This window comes from Mycobacterium sp. IS-1264 (assembly GCF_001954195.1).
Taxonomy (GTDB): Bacteria; Actinomycetota; Actinomycetes; order Mycobacteriales; family Mycobacteriaceae; genus Mycobacterium.
This window is the reverse complement of record NZ_MBES01000094.1, coordinates 23,356-40,965: the sequence shown is the minus strand read 5'-3', so window position 1 is coordinate 40,965 and position 17,610 is coordinate 23,356. Positions and strand designations below refer to the sequence as shown.

Annotated in this window: 21 protein-coding genes and 1 pseudogene; 17 read left to right on the top strand and 5 right to left on the bottom strand. The window is 70.2% G+C overall.

Annotated features, from left to right (window positions below):
• Positions 1 to 190, bottom strand: a pseudogene (locus A5744_RS23590) (hypothetical protein); the annotation flags it as partial.
• Positions 191 to 339: 149 nt separating this feature from the next.
• On the opposite strand from A5744_RS23590, the gene A5744_RS23585 reads away from it, so the two are divergent.
• Together A5744_RS23585 and A5744_RS23580 are read left to right on the top strand one after the other, a co-directional pair.
• A complete protein-coding gene (locus A5744_RS23585; protein ID WP_076064790.1) occupies positions 340 to 1,692 on the top strand; it encodes a replication-associated recombination protein A in 1,353 nt (450 codons plus the stop codon).
• Positions 1,689 to 2,024, top strand: a complete 336-nt coding sequence (locus tag A5744_RS23580; protein WP_076064789.1) for a hypothetical protein — start codon at positions 1,689 to 1,691, stop codon at positions 2,022 to 2,024. Before A5744_RS23585 ends, A5744_RS23580 begins: the two co-directional genes overlap by 4 nt.
• Here the strand turns inward: A5744_RS23580 and A5744_RS23575 are convergent, their stop codons facing one another.
• Positions 2,025 to 2,648 (bottom strand): hypothetical protein, encoded by a 624-nt coding sequence (locus A5744_RS23575; protein WP_076064788.1) that lies wholly within the window; start codon positions 2,646 to 2,648, stop codon positions 2,025 to 2,027. It lies immediately after the preceding gene.
• 166 nt (positions 2,649 to 2,814) lie between these two features.
• Positions 2,815 to 3,435 (bottom strand): antibiotic biosynthesis monooxygenase, encoded by a 621-nt coding sequence (locus A5744_RS23570; RefSeq protein WP_076064787.1) that lies wholly within the window; start codon positions 3,433 to 3,435, stop codon positions 2,815 to 2,817.
• Positions 3,436 to 3,594: 159 nt separating this feature from the next.
• On the opposite strand from A5744_RS23570, the gene A5744_RS23565 reads away from it, so the two are divergent.
• The 10 genes from A5744_RS23565 to aroQ all read left to right on the top strand — a co-directional run bounded on the left by A5744_RS23565 (position 3,595) and on the right by aroQ (position 13,023).
• Positions 3,595 to 3,984, top strand: a complete 390-nt coding sequence (locus A5744_RS23565) for a secondary thiamine-phosphate synthase enzyme YjbQ (protein WP_170874575.1) — start codon at positions 3,595 to 3,597, stop codon at positions 3,982 to 3,984.
• A 102-nt stretch (positions 3,985 to 4,086) separates the two neighbouring features.
• The gene (alaS, locus tag A5744_RS23560; RefSeq protein WP_076064785.1) at positions 4,087 to 6,789 is read left to right on the top strand and encodes an alanine--tRNA ligase; all 2,703 of its coding nucleotides are present in this window, start codon (positions 4,087 to 4,089) and stop codon (positions 6,787 to 6,789) included.
• Positions 6,790 to 7,263: a Holliday junction resolvase RuvX gene (ruvX, locus tag A5744_RS23555; protein ID WP_076064784.1), complete on the top strand. Its 474-nt coding sequence runs from the start codon at positions 6,790 to 6,792 to the stop codon at positions 7,261 to 7,263.
• The gene (locus A5744_RS23550) at positions 7,256 to 8,503 is read left to right on the top strand and encodes an endolytic transglycosylase MltG (protein WP_076064783.1); all 1,248 of its coding nucleotides are present in this window, start codon (positions 7,256 to 7,258) and stop codon (positions 8,501 to 8,503) included. The genes ruvX and A5744_RS23550 overlap by 8 nt, the downstream gene beginning before the upstream one ends.
• A complete protein-coding gene (locus tag A5744_RS23545) occupies positions 8,478 to 9,302 on the top strand; it encodes a shikimate dehydrogenase (RefSeq protein WP_076064782.1) in 825 nt (274 codons plus the stop codon). The genes A5744_RS23550 and A5744_RS23545 overlap by 26 nt, the downstream gene beginning before the upstream one ends.
• Positions 9,303 to 9,312: 10 nt before the next feature.
• Positions 9,313 to 9,732: a prepilin peptidase gene (locus A5744_RS23540; protein ID WP_076064781.1), complete on the top strand. Its 420-nt coding sequence runs from the start codon at positions 9,313 to 9,315 to the stop codon at positions 9,730 to 9,732.
• Positions 9,733 to 9,752: 20 nt separating this feature from the next.
• Entirely contained in the window at positions 9,753 to 10,967 is a 1,215-nt protein-coding gene (gene aroC, locus A5744_RS23535) for a chorismate synthase (protein ID WP_076064780.1), read from the top strand.
• A 6-nt stretch (positions 10,968 to 10,973) separates the two neighbouring features.
• A complete protein-coding gene (locus A5744_RS23530) occupies positions 10,974 to 11,510 on the top strand; it encodes a shikimate kinase (RefSeq protein ID WP_076064779.1) in 537 nt (178 codons plus the stop codon).
• A complete protein-coding gene (gene aroB / locus A5744_RS23525; RefSeq protein ID WP_076064778.1) occupies positions 11,507 to 12,595 on the top strand; it encodes a 3-dehydroquinate synthase in 1,089 nt (362 codons plus the stop codon). Before A5744_RS23530 ends, aroB begins: the two co-directional genes overlap by 4 nt.
• On the top strand, positions 12,592 to 13,023 hold the full coding sequence (gene aroQ, locus A5744_RS23520) for a type II 3-dehydroquinate dehydratase (RefSeq protein WP_076064777.1): 432 nt from the start codon (positions 12,592 to 12,594) through the stop codon (positions 13,021 to 13,023). Before aroB ends, aroQ begins: the two co-directional genes overlap by 4 nt.
• Before the next feature lie 3 nt (positions 13,024 to 13,026).
• On the opposite strand, the gene A5744_RS23515 is transcribed toward aroQ, so the two are convergent.
• The gene (locus A5744_RS23515) at positions 13,027 to 13,743 is read right to left on the bottom strand and encodes a B-4DMT family transporter (RefSeq protein WP_076064776.1); all 717 of its coding nucleotides are present in this window, start codon (positions 13,741 to 13,743) and stop codon (positions 13,027 to 13,029) included.
• Between the two features lie 33 nt (positions 13,744 to 13,776).
• Here A5744_RS23515 and A5744_RS23510 point away from each other — a divergent pair, with 33 nt between their 5' ends.
• A complete protein-coding gene (locus A5744_RS23510) occupies positions 13,777 to 14,895 on the top strand; it encodes a Xaa-Pro peptidase family protein (protein WP_076064775.1) in 1,119 nt (372 codons plus the stop codon).
• Positions 14,896 to 15,120: 225 nt separating this feature from the next.
• Here A5744_RS23510 and A5744_RS23505 read toward each other — a convergent pair whose 3' ends face one another.
• Positions 15,121 to 15,591, bottom strand: coding sequence for a DIP1984 family protein (locus A5744_RS23505; RefSeq protein WP_076064774.1), 471 nt, complete (start codon positions 15,589 to 15,591; stop codon positions 15,121 to 15,123).
• 100 nt (positions 15,592 to 15,691) lie between these two features.
• On the opposite strand from A5744_RS23505, the gene A5744_RS23500 reads away from it, so the two are divergent.
• From A5744_RS23500 to A5744_RS23485, 4 genes are all read left to right on the top strand, one after another.
• On the top strand, positions 15,692 to 16,060 hold the full coding sequence (locus A5744_RS23500; protein WP_076064773.1) for a hypothetical protein: 369 nt from the start codon (positions 15,692 to 15,694) through the stop codon (positions 16,058 to 16,060).
• Positions 16,061 to 16,143: 83 nt separating this feature from the next.
• A complete protein-coding gene (gene efp, locus A5744_RS23495; RefSeq protein ID WP_076064772.1) occupies positions 16,144 to 16,707 on the top strand; it encodes an elongation factor P in 564 nt (187 codons plus the stop codon).
• Positions 16,704 to 17,180 (top strand): transcription antitermination factor NusB, encoded by a 477-nt coding sequence (nusB, locus tag A5744_RS23490; RefSeq protein ID WP_076064771.1) that lies wholly within the window; start codon positions 16,704 to 16,706, stop codon positions 17,178 to 17,180. The genes efp and nusB overlap by 4 nt, the downstream gene beginning before the upstream one ends.
• A complete protein-coding gene (locus A5744_RS23485; protein ID WP_076064770.1) occupies positions 17,177 to 17,566 on the top strand; it encodes an antitermination protein NusB in 390 nt (129 codons plus the stop codon). Before nusB ends, A5744_RS23485 begins: the two co-directional genes overlap by 4 nt.
• Positions 17,567 to 17,610 lie beyond the last annotated feature (44 nt).

Here is a 17,610-nt window from a genome sequence, read left to right as displayed (position 1 = left end):
GCGGCGGAGTGCCGGGCGGTCCGTAACCGGGCGGCGGGCCCGGCGGGGGCCCGGGCGGTCCGTAGCCGGGCGGCGGCGGAGGCGGCGGTGGCGGCGTGCCGTAGTTCGGCGGCGGCGGCGGGTAGCCCGGGGGGTTGCCCCCGCCCTGCGGGTCGGATGGGTTGCCTTGGTGCTCTGGGGGCTGGCTCATTGCCGTCCTAGCTGTCGGATTCGCACTACGGGCACGCGCACTGAACTTGGCAACCGGGAACTTAGCAAAGATGCGGCCGTTGGGCGAGGATTGCTCTCAGCGTGCGTCGCGGTCGCCGCCGGCGGGCATGGTTGTCCGCTCTGCGTGGTATGCCTAAAGCCGTGTCCGACGGTCTGTTCGACCTGCCCGGCGCACCGCAGGCGGCCAATCCCGACGTGGGCGTGTCCGCCGGCGCGCCGCTGGCGGTGCGGATGCGCCCGGCGTCGCTGGACGAGGTGGTGGGTCAGGACCACCTGCTGGCGCCCGGATCGCCCCTGCGCCGCCTCGTCGAGGGTTCGGGCGTTGCGTCGGCCATCCTGTACGGCCCGCCGGGCAGCGGGAAGACGACGCTGGCCGCGCTGATCTCGCAGGCGACCGGTCGCCGGTTCGAGGCGCTGTCGGCCTTGTCGGCGGGCGTCAAAGACGTCCGGGCCGTCATCGATCAGGCGCGCAGGGCCCTCCTTTCCGGGCAGCAGACGGTGCTGTTCATCGACGAGGTGCACCGATTCTCCAAGACGCAGCAGGACGCCCTGCTCTCCGCGGTGGAGAACCGGGTGGTGCTGCTGGTGGCGGCGACCACGGAGAACCCGTCGTTCTCCGTGGTGGCACCGCTGCTGTCCCGCTCGCTGATCCTGCAGCTGCGGCCGCTAAGCGCCGACGACGTCCGCACGGTGGTGCGGCGGGCCATCGATGACCCCCGCGGCCTGGGCGGGCAGGTCGTGGTGCAGCCCGAGGCCGTCGACCTGCTCGTGCAGTTGGCGGCCGGCGACGCCCGCCGCGCCCTCACCGCGCTGGAGGTCGCCGCCGAGGCGGTGCAGGGGGAGCCGGTGACGGTCGAGGCCATCGAGCAGTCCCTCGACAAGGCGGCGGTCCGCTACGACCGCGACGGCGATCAGCACTACGACGTCATCAGCGCGTTCATCAAGTCGGTGCGCGGCTCCGACGTCGACGCCGCGCTGCACTATCTGGCCCGCATGCTGCTGGCCGGGGAGGATCCCCGGTTCATCGCGCGCCGGCTGCTGATCCTGGCCAGCGAGGACATCGGGATGGCCGACCCGACCTCGCTGCAGACCGCGGTCGCCGCCGCGCAGACCGTCGCGCTGATCGGCATGCCCGAGGCGCAGCTGACGCTGGCGCACGCCACCATCCACCTGGCCACCGCGCCCAAATCCAACGCGGTCACCACCGCGCTGGCCGCGGCGATGGGCGACGTCAAGGAGGGCAAGGCCGGCCTGGTGCCGGCACATCTGCGCGACGGGCACTACTCCGGCGCGGCGGGGTTGGGCAACGCGCAGGGCTACAAATATTCGCACGACGACCCGGACGGCGTTGTCGCACAACAATATCCGCCCGACGAATTGGTGGACGTCGACTACTATCGGCCCACCGGTCGCGGCGGCGAGCGGGACATGGCCGGTCGACTGGACCGGCTGCGGGCAATCATCCGTAAGAAGAGGCCATGAGGACCTTCACCGACGAGGAGATGGGCCGGCTGCTGCCCACCGCGAAGGAATACAGCGTCGTCATTCTCAAGCGGGGACCCAACTTCGGCGACGACACGGCACCGGGCATCGTCTGGGAGCACGGGCGGCGCAACTTCGCCCTGCGCGACGACGGCGTGCTGGCGGTGGTCCTGCCGGTCACCGACGGGTCCGACGTGTGCGGCGTCGGGGTTTTCGCGGCGAACATCGACGAGACCGCGGCGATCATGGACGGCGACCCGGGCGTGGCGGCCGGCGTGTTCACCTACGAGGCGCACGCCTGCCGTGGGTTCCCCGGGGATTCGCTGCCGTAGCTAGGCCAGCTCGGGCACCCGCAGGCCGGCGATGGCCAGCTCGAACTCGACGACGTCGATCACCTCGGCGCCCAGCTCGCGCACGCGCCTGCTGCGCAGCTCGGTCGCGCGGTCACGGTTGCGGGCCATCGCTTCCAGGCTGTCGAACGTCGAGCACGACACCGCTCGCCGGGAGGCCGGGTGGTCGACCATCAGGCTGGCGCTGCAGAAGCCGTCCAGGTTCTCCATCTCCGGAAGGACGGCCGTGCGATAGAAGTCCAGCGAGCGGGTGAGCTGATCCGGCACCACCTTGAGCCAGGTGGCCCGCACGCATGCTCCTTCCCGGGAGGCGTGGTCGCGGTGCACCAGCGCGATGTCCCATTCTTCGACGCGCGCGCTGCCGTCGAACATCAGCGCGGCGCGGTCGCGGATGGGCGCTACCCGCTCGGCGCTGGCGCGCATCGTTTCGATGGATTCCCATGCGCTGGTGGCGATGCAGGTGCCGGACTGGCGGTCCACCAACAGCGACACTCCGACGCACCCGTCCATCTCCTGCAGGGCAGGCGTGACGACATCGCGAACGTGCGCAATTCCGATGTCGACCGACAAGGGTTGCGCCTGGATGGTGGTAGAGCGTGCGTACACGATCGACCCCTCACTCTGTCGGGGCGGCGCCCCGGTGGCGCCACCGGTCCCACCAGATACCTTCCTCCTACGGGTTACCGGTCGCAATGGGGTCGCAATGGGCGCGAGGCGCGCAGGCTGGCGACCGGCCGATGCCCGGTTCGGCCGGTCTACCAATGTGTCTCGATCAGACCAGCTCGGGCACCCGCAGGTGCGCCAGCGCCAACTCGAACTCGCCTTCGTCGAGTTCCTCGCCGCTGACCTCTTGCATCGAGGAGTTCTTCAGTTCGGTTGCCCGGTCCCGGTTTCGCTCCATCGCGTCGACGCTGTCGAACGTCGCGGAGGACACGCCACGTCCGGACTCGCGGTCGATCATCAGGCTCGCACTGCAGAACCCGTCGAGGCTCTCGAGCTGTGGCAGCACGGACGACTTGTAGTACTCGATGCCCTGATCCATTTGGTCCGCCGGCACCTTGACCCACGTCGCCCGCACGCCCGCGCCCTCGGGCGCGCGGTGATCGCGGTGCAGCACGGCGATCTCCCACTGCTCGACATCTGCCGTGCCCCCGAACATTTCCGCGGCCCGATCGCGGATCGGCGTCACGTGGTCCGCGCTGCCGCGCAAGGCCTCGTCACTCTCCCAGGCGCTGGTGGCGATGCACCGGCCCGAGCGGCGATCGACCAACAGGGATACGCCGACGCATCCCGGCATGCCTTGCAGCGCGGGCATCACCTCATCGCGGACATGCGCAATTCCGGCGTCGATGGACGAGGGTTGCGCCTGGATTGTGGTAGAGCGTGCGTACACGATCCACCCCCTCTTACTCGGGGCAGCGCCCCGGTGGCGCCACCGGTCCACGCACTACCTTCCTCCTGCCGATGAGCACCCGCAATGGTGTGGCAGCACTCACAATCGATTGGCCGCTCGCGGGCGCCCGCCCGTAGGCTGGACCGGGTGCATACCGATGTGCTGAATGTGGACACCGCGCGTCGCCGCATCGTGGATCTCACCGACGCGGTTCGCAGGTTCTGCTTCAGCTGTGGCGACGGCCTGTGCAACGTGTTCGTCCCGCACGCGACGGCCGGGGTCGCGATCATCGAGACCGGCGCGGGCTCCGACGACGATCTGGTCGACACGCTCGAACGGCTGCTGCCGCGCGACGACCGCTACCGCCACGCGCACGGCTCCGAAGGCCACGGCGCCGACCACGTGCTGCCGGCGCTCGTCACACCGTCGGTGACGGTGCCGGTCTCCGCCGGTGAACCGCTGCTGGGCACGTGGCAAAGCATCGTGCTGGTGGACCTCAACCGGGACAATCCGCGGCGGTCGGTGCGGTTGAGCTTTCTGGAGGGCTAGCCACCAGGCAACAGCCGTTCAATCCGGGCGAATAGGCTGGGAATCGACGTCAATACAAAAGTCACCGCAAACTCAACGCGACACGGGAAGAAGCGAACGTAAGTGCAGACACACGAGATCAGGAAGAGGTTCCTCGATCATTTCGTGAAGGCGGGTCACACCGAGGTGCCCAGCGCGTCGGTGATCCTCGACGACCCCAACCTGCTGTTCGTCAACGCCGGCATGGTCCAGTTCGTGCCGTTCTTCCTGGGGCAGCGCACCCCGCCGTACGCCACGGCCACCAGCATCCAGAAGTGCATCCGCACTCCGGATATCGACGAGGTGGGCATCACCACCCGGCACAACACCTTCTTCCAGATGGCCGGCAACTTCTCGTTCGGTGACTACTTCAAGCGCGAGGCCATCGAGCTGGCCTGGTCGCTGCTCACCAACCCGATTGGTGACGGGGGATACGGGCTGGACCCCGAAAGGCTTTGGGCCACAGTGTATTTCGACGACGACGAGGCCTTTGGGCTGTGGCGGGAGATTGCCGGGCTGCCGGAGGAGCGGATCCAGCGCCGCGGCATGGCCGATAACTACTGGTCGATGGGCATCCCCGGGCCGTGCGGGCCGTCGTCGGAGATCTACTACGACCGCGGGCCGGAGTTCGGCGTCGAGGGCGGCCCGATCGCCAACGAGGACCGCTACGTCGAGCTGTGGAACCTGGTGTTCATGCAGAGCGAACGCGGCGAGGGGACGGGCAAAGCCGACTTCGAGATCCTGGGGCCGTTGCCCCGCAAGAACATCGACACCGGCATGGGCGTGGAGCGGGTCGCGTTCGTGCTGCAGGGTGTGCACAACGTCTACGAAACCGACCTGCTGCGGCCGGTCATAGATACAGTGGCGGCGCGCGCCCCGCGCGGGTATGACGTCGGCAACCACGACGACGATGTGCGGTACCGCATCATCGCCGACCACAGCCGCACCGCCGCGATCCTGATCGGTGACGGGGTGAGTCCCGGCAACGACGGGCGCGGCTACGTGCTGCGCCGGCTGCTGCGCCGGGTGATCCGCTCGGCCAAGCTGCTGGGCATCGAGGGTCCGATCGTCGGCGACCTGATGGCCACCGTGCGCGACGCGATGGGCCCGTCGTATCCCGAACTGGTCACCGATTTCGCCCGGATCAGGCGCATCGCCGTCGCCGAGGAGACCGCGTTCAACCGCACGCTGGCCTCGGGTTCCAAGCTGTTCGACGAGGTGGCCGGCGCCACCAAAGCGGCGGGCGCGGGCGTGGTGTCCGGTTCGGACGCCTTCACGCTGCACGACACCTACGGCTTCCCGATCGAGCTCACCCTGGAGATGGCCGCCGAGGCCGGCCTGAGCGTCGACGAGAGCGGCTTCCGCGAACTGATGGCCGAGCAGCGTCGCCGCGCCAAGGCCGACGCGGCGGCGCGCAAGCATGCGCACGCCGACCTGAGCGCATACCGCGAGCTGGTCGACGCCGGCCCCACCGAGTTCACTGGATTCGACGAGTTGACTTCCGAGGCAAGGATTCTGGGCATCTTTTCCGACGGCAAGCGGGTGCCGGTGGTAGCGCACGGCACCGACGGGGCGGATCGCGTCGAGCTGGTGCTGGACCGCACCCCGCTCTACGCCGAATCGGGTGGCCAGATCGCCGACGAGGGCACCATCAGCGGGACCGGCGCCAACGAGTCCGCCCGCGCGGCGGTCACCGACGTGCAGAAGATCGCGAAAACCCTTTGGGTGCATCGGGTTAACGTCGAATCCGGGGAATTCGTCGAGGGCGACACCGTGGTCGCGGCGGTGGACCCGGGGTGGCGCCGCGGTGCCACCCAGGGGCACTCGGGCACCCACATGGTGCACGCCGCGCTGCGACAAGTGCTGGGGCCCAACGCCGTTCAGGCCGGCTCGCTGAACCGCCCGGGCTATCTGCGCTTCGACTTCAATTGGCAGGGGCCGCTTTCCGAGGAACAGCGCACCCAGATCGAAGAGGTCACCAACCAGGCCGTGCAGGCCGACTTCGAGGTGCACACCTTCACCGAGCAGCTCGACAGGGCCAAGGCGATGGGGGCGATCGCGCTGTTCGGCGAGAGCTATCCCGACGAGGTGCGGGTCGTGGAGATCGGCGGGCCGTTTTCGCTGGAGCTGTGCGGCGGCACCCACGTGCACAACTCCGCGCAGATCGGCCCGGTGACCATCCTGGGCGAAGCCTCCGTCGGTTCCGGGGTCCGCCGCGTGGAGGCCTACGTCGGGCTCGACTCGTTCCGCCACCTGGCCAAGGAACGGGCGCTGATGGCCGGGCTGGCGTCGTCGCTGAAGGTGCCCTCCGAAGAGGTGCCCGCCCGGGTGGCCAACCTCGTGGAGCGGCTCAAGGCCGCGGAGAAGGAACTCGAGCGCGCACGGATGGCGGGCGCGCGCGCCGCCGCGACCAACGCCGCCGCGGGTGCGGAGCGGATCGGTAACGTTCGTGTGGTGGCGCAGCGGATGTCGGGCGGAATGACGGCGGCCGACCTGCGCTCCCTCGTCGGCGACATCCGCGGCAAGCTGGGCAGCGACCCGGCCGTGGTCGCGTTGATCGCTCAGGGCGAGGGCGACACGGTGCCGTACGCGGTGGCCGCCAATCCCGCCGCCCAAGACCTGGGGCTTCGCGCCAACGACCTGGTCAAGCAGCTCGCCACCGCCGTGGACGGCCGCGGCGGCGGCAAGGCCGACCTGGCGCAGGGCTCGGGAAAGAATCCGACCGGCATCGACGCGGCGATTGAGGCCGTGCGCTCCCAGATCGCCGCGATAGCGCGGGTCGGTTGAGTGGTTGAACGGCAGCGGGGACGGCGCCTCGGCATCGACGTCGGCAAGGTGCGCATCGGCGTCGCATCCAGCGACCCCGACGGCATCCTGGCCACCCCGGTGGAAACCGTGCGCCGCGAGCGCTCCGGCAAGCACCTGCGCCGGCTGGCCGAGCTGGCCGCCGAGCTGGAGGCCGTCGAGGTGATCGTCGGGCTGCCGCGCACCCTGGCCGACCGCATCGGGCCGTCGGCGCAAGACGCCATCGACCTGGCCGACGAGCTGGCACGGCGGATCGCCCCGATACCGGTGCTGTTGGCCGACGAGCGCCTCACCACGGTCAGCGCGCAGCGATCGCTGCGCGCGGCGGGTATGCGGGCCAGGGAGCAGCGGTCAGTGATCGACCAGGCCGCGGCCGTGTCGATCCTGCAGGGCTGGCTCGATCAGCGCCGGGCGACGATGGCCGGCGCCGACTCGGGGGACGCCACCGATGGTTGACAGCGTGCGGCGCGAGCGCGCCGAGCCCGAAGCGGTCGGGCCGCCGCGGCGCAGGGCGAGCCGGGTGTCCCGCAACCGGGCCGAGCGCGGGCGCAAGCGGCGGCGCTACGCCGGCCGGATCGCCGCAGGGGTCCTCGTCGTCGTCGTGGTGGCGGCCGTGTTCCTCGGCTCGCGGCTCTGGCACGCGGTGTTCGGAGGCGGTGACGACTACACCGGTAGCGGCAAGCACGACATCGTGATCCAGATCCAGGACGGCGACTCCACCACCGCGGTCGGCGAGACGCTGCACAACCAGGGCGTGGTGGCCACCGTCCGGGCGTTCGTCAATGCCGCGCACGGCAACTCCAAGATCACCTCCATCCAGCCCGGCTTCTACCGGATGCGCACGGAGATCCCGGCTGCCAACGCCGTCGCCCGGCTGGCCGACCCGACCAGCCGGGTCGGAAAGCTGGTGATCCCAGAAGGACGCCAGCTCGACGACACCACCGACATGAAGACCAACGTGGTGACGCCGGGAATCCTGACGCTGATCTCGCGCGCCACGTGTGTGGATCTCGACGGCACCAAGCGCTGCGTGTCGGTCGACGCCCTGCGCGCGGCGGCGACCAACAGCCCTCCCGGCGTGTTGTCGGTGCCGGCCTGGGCGGTCGAGCCGGTCACCGAGCTGGGCAACGACCATCGCCGGCTCGAGGGCCTCATCGCGCCCGGCACGTTCAACATCGATCCCTCGGCGTCGGCCGAGAACATCCTGGGGGAACTGATCAGCGCCGGGGCGGTGGAGTACACGAAGTCGGGGTTGGTGGACACCGCCCAGGCCATGCACCTGTCGCCCTACGACATCCTGGTGGTGGCGTCGCTGGTGCAGCAGGAGGCCAACTCGCAGGACTTCCCGAAGGTGGCCCAGGTCATCTACAACCGGCTGAACGCACACCACACGCTGGAATTCGACTCGACGGTGAACTATCCGCTGGACCGCCGCGAGGTGGCCACCAGCGACGCCGACCGGGCCCAGAAGACGCCGTGGAACACCTACGTGTCCCAGGGCCTGCCCGCGACCGCGATCTGCTCGCCCGGCATCGAAGCGCTGCGCGCCGCCGAACATCCCGAGCCGGGGGACTGGCTGTACTTCGTCACCATCGACGCCCAGGGGACCACCTTGTTCACCAGGGATTACAAGCAGCACCTGGCCAATATCGAGCTGGCTAAGCACAACGGTGTCCTCGACAGCACGCCCCGGTAGCGCGAGGAAGGCGGCCGTCCTCGGCTCCCCGGTCGCGCATTCGAAGTCCCCGCAACTGCACTTGGCGGCGTACCGCGCGCTGGGTCTCGACGGGTGGACCTATGAGCGCATCGAGTGCGGCGCCGAGGAGCTGCCGGGAGTGGTCGGCGGGTTGGGGCCCGAGTGGGTGGGCGTCTCGGTGACGATGCCGGGCAAGTTCGCCGCGTTGCGGTTCGCCGATGAGCACACCGACCGCGCGGCCCTGGTCGGCTCGGCCAACACCCTGGTCCGCACGCCGCGGGGCTGGCGGGCGGACAACACCGACATCGACGGGGTGAGCGGCGCGGTCGGCTCGGCCTCGGGATGGGCTCTGGTCTGTGGATCGGGCGGCACCGCGCCGGCCGCCGTCGTGGCGCTGGCCGAACTCGGCGTGCCCGGCATCACCGTCATAGCCCGCGATCCGGCGAAGGCGGCGCGGCTGGTGGAGCTCGGCGGCAGGGTCGGCGTGGCGACGCGGTTCTGCGGGCTGGACGGCGGTTCGCTGGCCGACGAGGTGGCCGCGGCGGAGGTGCTGGTCAGCACGATCCCCGCCGACGTGGCCGCGCGGTACGCCGACACGTTCGCGCCGATCCCGGTGCTGCTGGACGCCGTCTACGACCCCTGGCCCACACCGCTGGCCGCGGGGCTGGCCGCCGCCGGCGGCCGGGTGATCAGCGGGTTGCAGATGCTGCTGCATCAGGCGTTCGCGCAGGTCGAACAGTTCACCGGGCTGCCGGCGCCGCGCGAGGCGATGACTTGCGCCGCGGAGGCGCTGGACTAGCCTACCGCGCATGCGGATCGCGACGGCCGCCCTGGTACTGGCCTGGCTGGTGGCGTTGACCTGCTACGACGTTCGCGAGCGCCGGTTGCCGAACCTGCTGACCCTGCCCGGGGCCGGTGCGATCCTGCTGGCCGCCGCCATCGCCGGGCGCGGGCTGCCCGCGCTGGCCGGGGCGGCGGCGCTGGCCGGGCTGTATCTGCTGATGCACCTGGTGGCCCCGGCGGGAATGGGGGCCGGCGACGTCAAGCTGGCGATGGGTGTCGGCGGGTTGACCGGATGCTTCGGCGCGGGGGTGTGGTTTGTCGCGGCGCTCGGCGCGCCGCTGCTCACCGCGCTGTGGGGAGTGGCGCGTGGCAGGTGTTCCGTGCCGCACGGTCCGTCGATGTGCGTGGCCACCGCCGGCGCGGCCGGGTTGGCTTTTCTGGGTTGAGCCCATGGGAAGATAGACGGGTGTTGCGCTGGATCACCGCCGGAGAATCGCATGGCCGCGCGCTGGTGGCCGTGGTGGAAGGCATGGTCGCCGGCGTCGAAGTGACGTCCACCGAAATCGGCGACCAGCTGGCCCGCCGCCGGCTGGGCTACGGCCGCGGCGCGCGAATGAAGTTCGAGCGCGACGACGTGACCATCCTGTCCGGGATACGCCACGGCGTGACCCTGGGCGGCCCCATCGCCATCGAGATCGGCAACACCGAGTGGCCGAAGTGGGAAACCGTGATGGCCACCGACCCCGTCGACCCCGCGGAACTGGAAAACAGCGCCCGCAACGAACCGCTCACCCGGCCGCGGCCCGGCCACGCCGACTACGCCGGCATGCTCAAGTACGGCTTCGACGACGCCCGGCCGGTGCTGGAGCGGGCCAGCGCCCGCGAGACCGCCGCCCGCGTCGCGGCGGGGACGGTCGCCCGGGCGTTCCTGCGTCAGGCCCTGGGTGTCGAGGTGCTCTCGCACGTCATCGCGATCGGGCCGTCGGCGCCCTACGACGGGCCGCCGCCGGGGCCACAAGACCTGGCCGCGATCGATGCCAGCCCGGTCCGCGCCTTCGACAAGGCCGCCGAGCAGGCCATGATCGCCGAGATCGAGGCGGCCAAGAAGGACGGCGACACCCTCGGCGGCGTGGTGGAAGTCGTGGCGCTGGGGCTACCGGTCGGGCTGGGGTCGTTCACCAGCGGCGACAACAAGCTCGACAGCCAGCTCGCGGCCGCCGTCATGGGCATCCAGGCGATCAAGGGCGTCGAGATCGGCGACGGTTTCGAAACGGCCCGCCGCCGCGGTAGCCGCGCCCACGACGAGATGTACCCGGGTCCCGACGGCGTCGTCCGCTCGACCAACCGGGCCGGCGGGATCGAGGGCGGCATGACGAACGGCCAGCCGTTGCGGGTGCGCGCCGCGATGAAGCCGATCTCCACCGTGCCGCGGGCGCTGGCCACCGTCGACATGGCGACCGGCGACGAGGCCGTCGCGATCCACCAGCGCTCGGACGTGTGCGCGGTGCCGGCCGCCGGCGTCGTCGTCGAGACCATGGTCGCGCTGGTGCTCGCCCGCGCGGCGCTGCAGAAGTTCGGGGGCGATTCGCTCGCCGAGACCCGCCGCAACATCGACGCGTACCAGCGCGCCGTCGCCGACCGGGAGGCGCCCGCGGCCCGCGCTCGATTGATAGGGGGATAGGCCCGCATGGCACCCAAGGCGGTACTCGTCGGATTGCCGGGCTCCGGCAAGTCCACGATCGGGCGGCGCCTGGCCAAGGCGCTGGGCGTCGGCCTGCTCGACACCGACGCCGCGATCGAGCAGCGGACCGGCCGCACCATTGCCGACATCTTCGCCGCCGACGGGGAACAGGAGTTCCGCCGCATCGAGGAAGAGGTGGTGCGTGCGGCGCTGGCCGAGCACGACGGCGTGCTGTCGCTCGGCGGGGGAGCCGTCACCAGCCCGGGGGTGTGCGATGCGCTCGCCGGCCACACCGTCGTCTACCTGGAGATCAGCGCCCGGGAAGGGGTGCGGCGCACCGGCGGCAACACGGTCCGGCCGCTGCTGGCCGGGCCGGATCGCACCGAGAAGTTCCGGGCGCTGATGGCCAAGCGGGTGCCGTTGTACCGGCGCGTCGCGACCATCCGGGTCAACACCAACCGCCGCAATCCCGGTGCGGTGGTCCGCCACATCGTCGCGCAGCTGCAGGCCCCCGCCCCCGATTCCTGCAGGGCCGCAACATGACCGACACCCCCGAACCGGTCACCGTGCAGGTGGCCGTCGATCCGCCGTACCCGGTGGTGATCGGCACCGGGCTGCTGGGCGAGTTGGTCGACCTGCTGTCCGATCGGCACCGCGTCGCGATCCTGCACCAGCCGGTGCTGGCGCAGACCGCCGAGGTGATGCGAAGTCACCTGGCCGACAAGGGTGTCGACGCGCACCGCATCGAAATCCCCGACGCCGAGGCGGGCAAGGACCTGCCCGTCGTGGGGTTCATCTGGGAAGTGTTGGGCCGCATCGGGATTGGCCGCAAAGACGCACTGGTCAGCCTCGGCGGCGGCGCGGCCACCGACGTCGCCGGTTTCGCGGCGGCCACCTGGCTGCGCGGCGTCGACATCGTGCACGTGCCCACCACGCTGCTGGGCATGGTCGACGCGGCGATCGGCGGCAAGACCGGCATCAACACCGACGCGGGCAAGAACCTCGTCGGCGCGTTTCACCAGCCGCTCGCCGTCCTCGTCGACCTGGCGACCCTGGAAACGTTGCCGCACAACGAAATCGCCGCAGGAATGGCCGAAGTGGTCAAGGCGGGATTCATCGCCGACCCGGTGATCCTCGACCTCATCGAGGCCGACCCGAAGGCCGCGCTGGATCCGACCGGGGCCGTGCTGCCCGAGCTGATCCGGCGCGCCGTCGCCGTGAAGGCCGAGGTCGTCGCCGTCGACGAGAAGGAATCGGAGCTGCGCGAAATCCTGAACTACGGGCACACTTTGGGGCATGCGATCGAGCGTCGCGAGCGCTATCAGTGGCGCCACGGCGCCGCGGTGTCGGTGGGCCTGGTGTTCGCCGCGGAGCTGTCGCGGCTGGCCGGCCGGCTGGACGACGCCACCGCGCAGCGGCACCGCACCATCCTGACGTCGCTGGGGCTACCGGTCAGCTACGACGCCGATGCCCTGCCGCAGCTGCTGGAATACATGGCCGGGGACAAGAAAACCCGGGCCGGTGTGCTCCGGTTCGTGGTCCTCGACGGGCTGGCCAAGCCGGGCCGGTTGGTGGGGCCGGATCCGGGGCTGCTGGTGACCGCCTACTCGGGACTGGACAACTCATGACGGTGACGGTGCATGTGCTCAACGGTCCCAACCTCGGTCGGCTGGGCCGGCGCGAGCCCGACGTCTACGGCGACACCACCCACGAGCAGCTGGCCGAGCTGATCGAGCGCGAGGCCGCCGAGCTCGGGCTCAAAGCCGTTGTGCGCCAAAGCGATAACGAAGGCCAGCTGCTGGACTGGATCCATCTGGCCGCCGATGCGGGTGAACCGGTGATCCTCAACGCCGGCGGGCTGACCCACACGTCGGTGGCCCTGCGCGACGCCTGCGCCGAATTGCGCGCACCCCTGATCGAGGTGCACATCTCCAATGTGCATGCGCGCGAAGAGTTCCGGCGCCACTCCTACATCAGCCCGGTCGCGACCGGAGTGATCGTCGGCCTGGGCGTCCAGGGCTACCTGCTCGCCCTGCGCTACCTGGCCAGCGACTGAGCGCTATTCCTTTTCCGGGCCCGGCTTGGAGTGCCTCGGATCGGTGCGGATCGTCTCGGTCTTCGCGTCGTCGCCGGCCGTCGGGATCGTCTCGGTGGGCGCTTCGCGCCCGGCCGTCGGGATCGACTCGGTCGGGGCGTCCCGCTCGGCGGTGGCCACCGACGCGGTCCGCTCCTCGGTCTTGGCCTGCGCCGGAATCTCGCCGGTCGGTGTCTCGTCGCCGCGAACGGCGGTGAACACGTCGGTGTCGGAGTCCCGTTCCTTGGCGGCGAGGCCGTGGTGTTTCTCCGGCTCCTTCTCGTACTGCCGGTCCACCCGCCAGCGGCCGATCGTCACCCCGACGATGCCGGACAGGAACACCACGAGCGCTGTGAACGCCGCGAACGTCGTCAGCTCGTTGAGCAGGCCCCCGGTGTAGAGGCCCTTGTAGAACAGACCGATGAGCCAGGAGACGGCCCCGCTGACGACCCCCGCGACCAGGCCGGCCAGCAGCCAGGTCATCGCCAGGTCCTGCCGGCGATCCGGATCCCGATTGGCCGTGGCGTCGGCCCGGCCGTCCGAAAAGCCCCACGCGGCCACCACGATGACGTACAGGAGCAGCAGCACCACGCTGATCCAAGCGGCCCATTCTTGCCAAGCGTTGATCATCGCCCCCTGCAGCAAGCGAACGATTACCATTCCCGCGGCTAGCCCCAATCCGCGCAGCATCCAGTTGCTCATGGGGGAAAAGCGTAGCGAGTACCGTCAAGACCTGTGACACATTCCCAGCGTCGAGGAAATCTGAAAGCGCAAATCCGGGCCGGTGGGCTAGACGCGATGCTGGTCACAGACCTGATCAACGTGCGCTACCTATCGGGGTTCTCGGGGTCGAACGGCGCGTTGCTGGTCTTCGCCGACGATCGGGTGCCCATTTTGGCCACCGACGGGCGCTATCGCACCCAGGCCGCCGAGCAAGCACCCGACCTGGAAATCGCGATCGAGCGGGCGCTCGGGCGCCACCTGGTCGGTCAGGCCGCTGACGGCGGCGTGCGCAAGCTCGGCTTCGAAAGCAACGTGGTCACCGTCGACGGGTTCGACGCGCTGACCGGGGAGCTGGACACCCGCGGCGGGGAAACCGAGCTGGTGCGGGCCGCCGGCACGGTCGAGGCGCTGCGCGAGGTCAAAGACGCCGGCGAGCTGGCGCTACTGCGGCTGGCCTGCGAGGCGGCCGACGCCGCGCTCGAGGATCTGGTGGCACGCGGTGGTCTGCGGCCCGGACGAACGGAGCGTGAGGTGAGCCGCGAGCTGGAGGGCCTGATGCTCGACCACGGCGCCGACGCGATCTCGTTCGAGACGATCGTGGCCGCGGGGCCGAATTCCGCGATTCCCCACCACCGCCCGACCGACGCCGTGCTGACCGACGGCGATTTCGTCAAGATCGACTTCGGCGCGCTGGTGGCCGGCTATCACTCCGACATGACCCGCACCTTTGTGCTGGGCAAGGCAGCCGACTGGCAGCTGGAGATCTATCGGCTGGTCGCCGAGGCGCAGCGGGCCGGCCGGGAGGCGTTGCGGCCGGGCGCCGGCCTGCGCGAGGTGGATGCCGCGGCGCGTCAGCTGATCGCCGACGCCGGTTATGGCGAGAACTTCGGCCATGGCCTGGGGCATGGTGTGGGCCTGCAGATCCACGAGGCGCCGGGCATCGGGGCCACCTCGGCCGGCACGCTGCGTGCGGGCTCCGTCGTGACCGTGGAGCCGGGCGTTTACCTGCCCGGCCGGGGCGGTGTCCGCATCGAGGACACGTTGGTGGTGGCCGATGGACCGTCGGAGGGCGCCGACGCGACCCCGGAACTGTTGACCTGCTTCCCGAAGGAATTGGCGGTCCTCACCTAGCTTTCGGGGTGGATGCCCCGTGCCCACCCTCGTCGTCACGGATCTGCACGTGGTGATGTGCTGTGTGTCGTGCCCCGTCACCTGTGCGCGGTGCTGGGCTGCGCTGTGACGAGGGAGTCGAACCCTCTGCACTGCCCTTCGTGCGCCAGCAGTGACCGGGCTTGGCCCGCCGGTCAGGGCTTGTGCACGCCTCCGCGACAACTACCTGCTGCACCCCGAATCCCGTCAATCCAGGAGGTCCACCTCCCAGTTGGAGCGTTGGATCCGCACGTCGAGCTCGCGAAGGTCGCGGGCAGCCTGATCGGCCTGCGCCCGCAGATCGGCAACAGGCAAGGCGGACAACATCTTTAGCTCTGACCGCAATTGGCGCGAGTAGCTCTGCTGGGTGTTCCCCGCGGCCGCATCCGCCGCGGTGGTCAAAATGTGGTGACGCCAGCGCAGCGCGTCCCGGCGGGCCAACGCGTCGGTCAGCGTGCCGTCGGCACCGATCGTCGTGGCCGCGTTGGTGCGATTGACGCGCCGGATGAGGTCTTCGTACTCGTCCACCACGCCGTCGACTTCGGCGAGCAAGGCCGCGGCGTCCTCGGCCGGTTCTTCACCCTCCTGATAGCGGGCATTGCTCACGATGCGCGCGCGCAACTGTTCCATGCGACGCGCCGCGGTCGCCCGCAGCGATAGCGCCTCGGCCAGCTTCACTGTCTCGTCCCCTCGAATCGGTGAGCCCAAGTTAGCGACAACGCATTTCCGACGCCAGTCACTAAGCTGTGTGGATCCGGTCTAGGGAAAGCTCAGGGAAATGACGACGGTGAAGCAAGCGAGACCGTGGGTTCGTCTGTCCACCGGCGCGCTGGCCGCGGGGCTGGCCGTGTCCGCCCTCGGCCTGGCCGGCGTCGCCGAAGCGGCGCCGGCGCCGGTGCCCACCAACCACTGGTGCCCGGGGCAGCAATGGGACCCGGCCTGGGGCACCAACTACCACTGGGACTGGAATCAGTGCCACGACTGGCAGGGCCCGGCCCCGGCGGGCTGGGGTCCGTGGGGACCCCCACCGCCGTGGGCGCCGCCGCCACCACCGCCGCCGGCGTGGGCGCCGCAGGCTCACCTGATGTGGAACCCCACCGTCGGCCAATGGGGCTTCTTCAACAACGGCATCTGGACCTCGATCTAGCCGAATGGCCCCCGCGGTCGAAATTTCTGCGGCCGTAGGATGTTCCACAGCAACCCGGCCATTTATGAGGAGATTCACCGCCCGTGGCGAGCACTGCCGACTTCAAGAACGGACTTGTCCTGGTAATCGACGGACAGCTGTGGACCATCACCGAGTTCCAGCACGTCAAGCCCGGCAAGGGCCCGGCGTTCGTGCGCACCAAGCTGAAAAACGTCCTCTCCGGCAAGGTCGTCGACAAGACCTACAACGCCGGGGTGAAGGTGGAGACCGCCACCGTCGACCGGCGCGACACCACCTACCTCTACCGCGACGGCTCGGACTTCGTGTTCATGGACAGCCAGGACTACGAGCAGCACCACCTGCCCGATTCCCTGGTCGGCGACGATGCGCGGTTCCTGCTGGAGGGCCTGCCGGTGCAGGTGGCGTTCCACAACGGGTCGCCGCTGTACATCGAGCTGCCGGTGTCGGTCGAACTCGAAGTCACCCACACCGAGCCCGGCCTGCAGGGTGACCGGTCCAGCGCCGGCACCAAACCGGCCACCCTCGAGACCGGCGCGCAGATCCAGGTGCCGCTGTTCATCAACACCGGAGACAAGCTGAAGGTCGACTCGCGCGACGGCAGCTACCTGGGACGCGTCAACGCGTGAGCAGGCCCTCCCGGCCCGTGAAAGGACGCCATCAGGCCCGCAAACGCGCCGTCGACCTGTTGTTCGAGGCCGAGGCCCGCGGCCTGAGTCCGGCGGAGGTCGTCGACGTCCGCACCGCGCTGGCCGAGGCGAAGCCGGATGTAGCGCCGCTGCCGGCGTACACCCAGACCGTGGCTCGCGGGGTCGGCGACCAGATGGCGCACATCGACGACCTGATCAGCTCGCACCTGCAGGGCTGGACGCTGGACCGGCTGCCCGCGGTGGATCGCGCCATCCTGCGGGTCTCGGTGTGGGAGCTGCTGCATGCCGACGACGTGCCGGAGCCGGTCGCCGTCGACGAGGCCGTCCAGCTGGCGAAGGAGCTCTCCACCGACGACTCGCCGGGCTTCATCAACGGCGTGCTGGGCCAGGTCATGCTGGTGACGCCGCAGATCCGGGCCGCCGCCCAGGCCCTTGGTGGGCCCGAGTCGTGACCCGGCTGGAGCTGCGTGTCGCCGTCGCCGCCTGCCTGGCCGCGACGGTGGTGTTCGGCGCGGTGGTGTGCGCCGCCTACGGCTGGACCATCGTCGCGTCGGTGCTCTCGATCTACGCGCTGGGCGTCGGGGCCTGGCTGTATCACTCGATCGAGCGCCTGATCGTGGCCCGCCGCATCAGCACGGTCCGCTCGGCGGCCAAGCCGCTGCAGCCGCTATTGCCGGTCATGGCCGCCCTGATGGGCCTGACGCAGGCCGTGGTGCGCTCGCTTACCGACGTCACCGACCTCCCGGCCCGCCGCTGGGAGCTTCCGGTGCTGCGGTGGGTGGACAACACCCGCGCCAACCGGCGGGTAATAGAGGGTGACGACGAGCCGGACACCTGACCGCCGCCCCCGAATCCTGGGCGAAAAGATTCCGTGCGCACCGC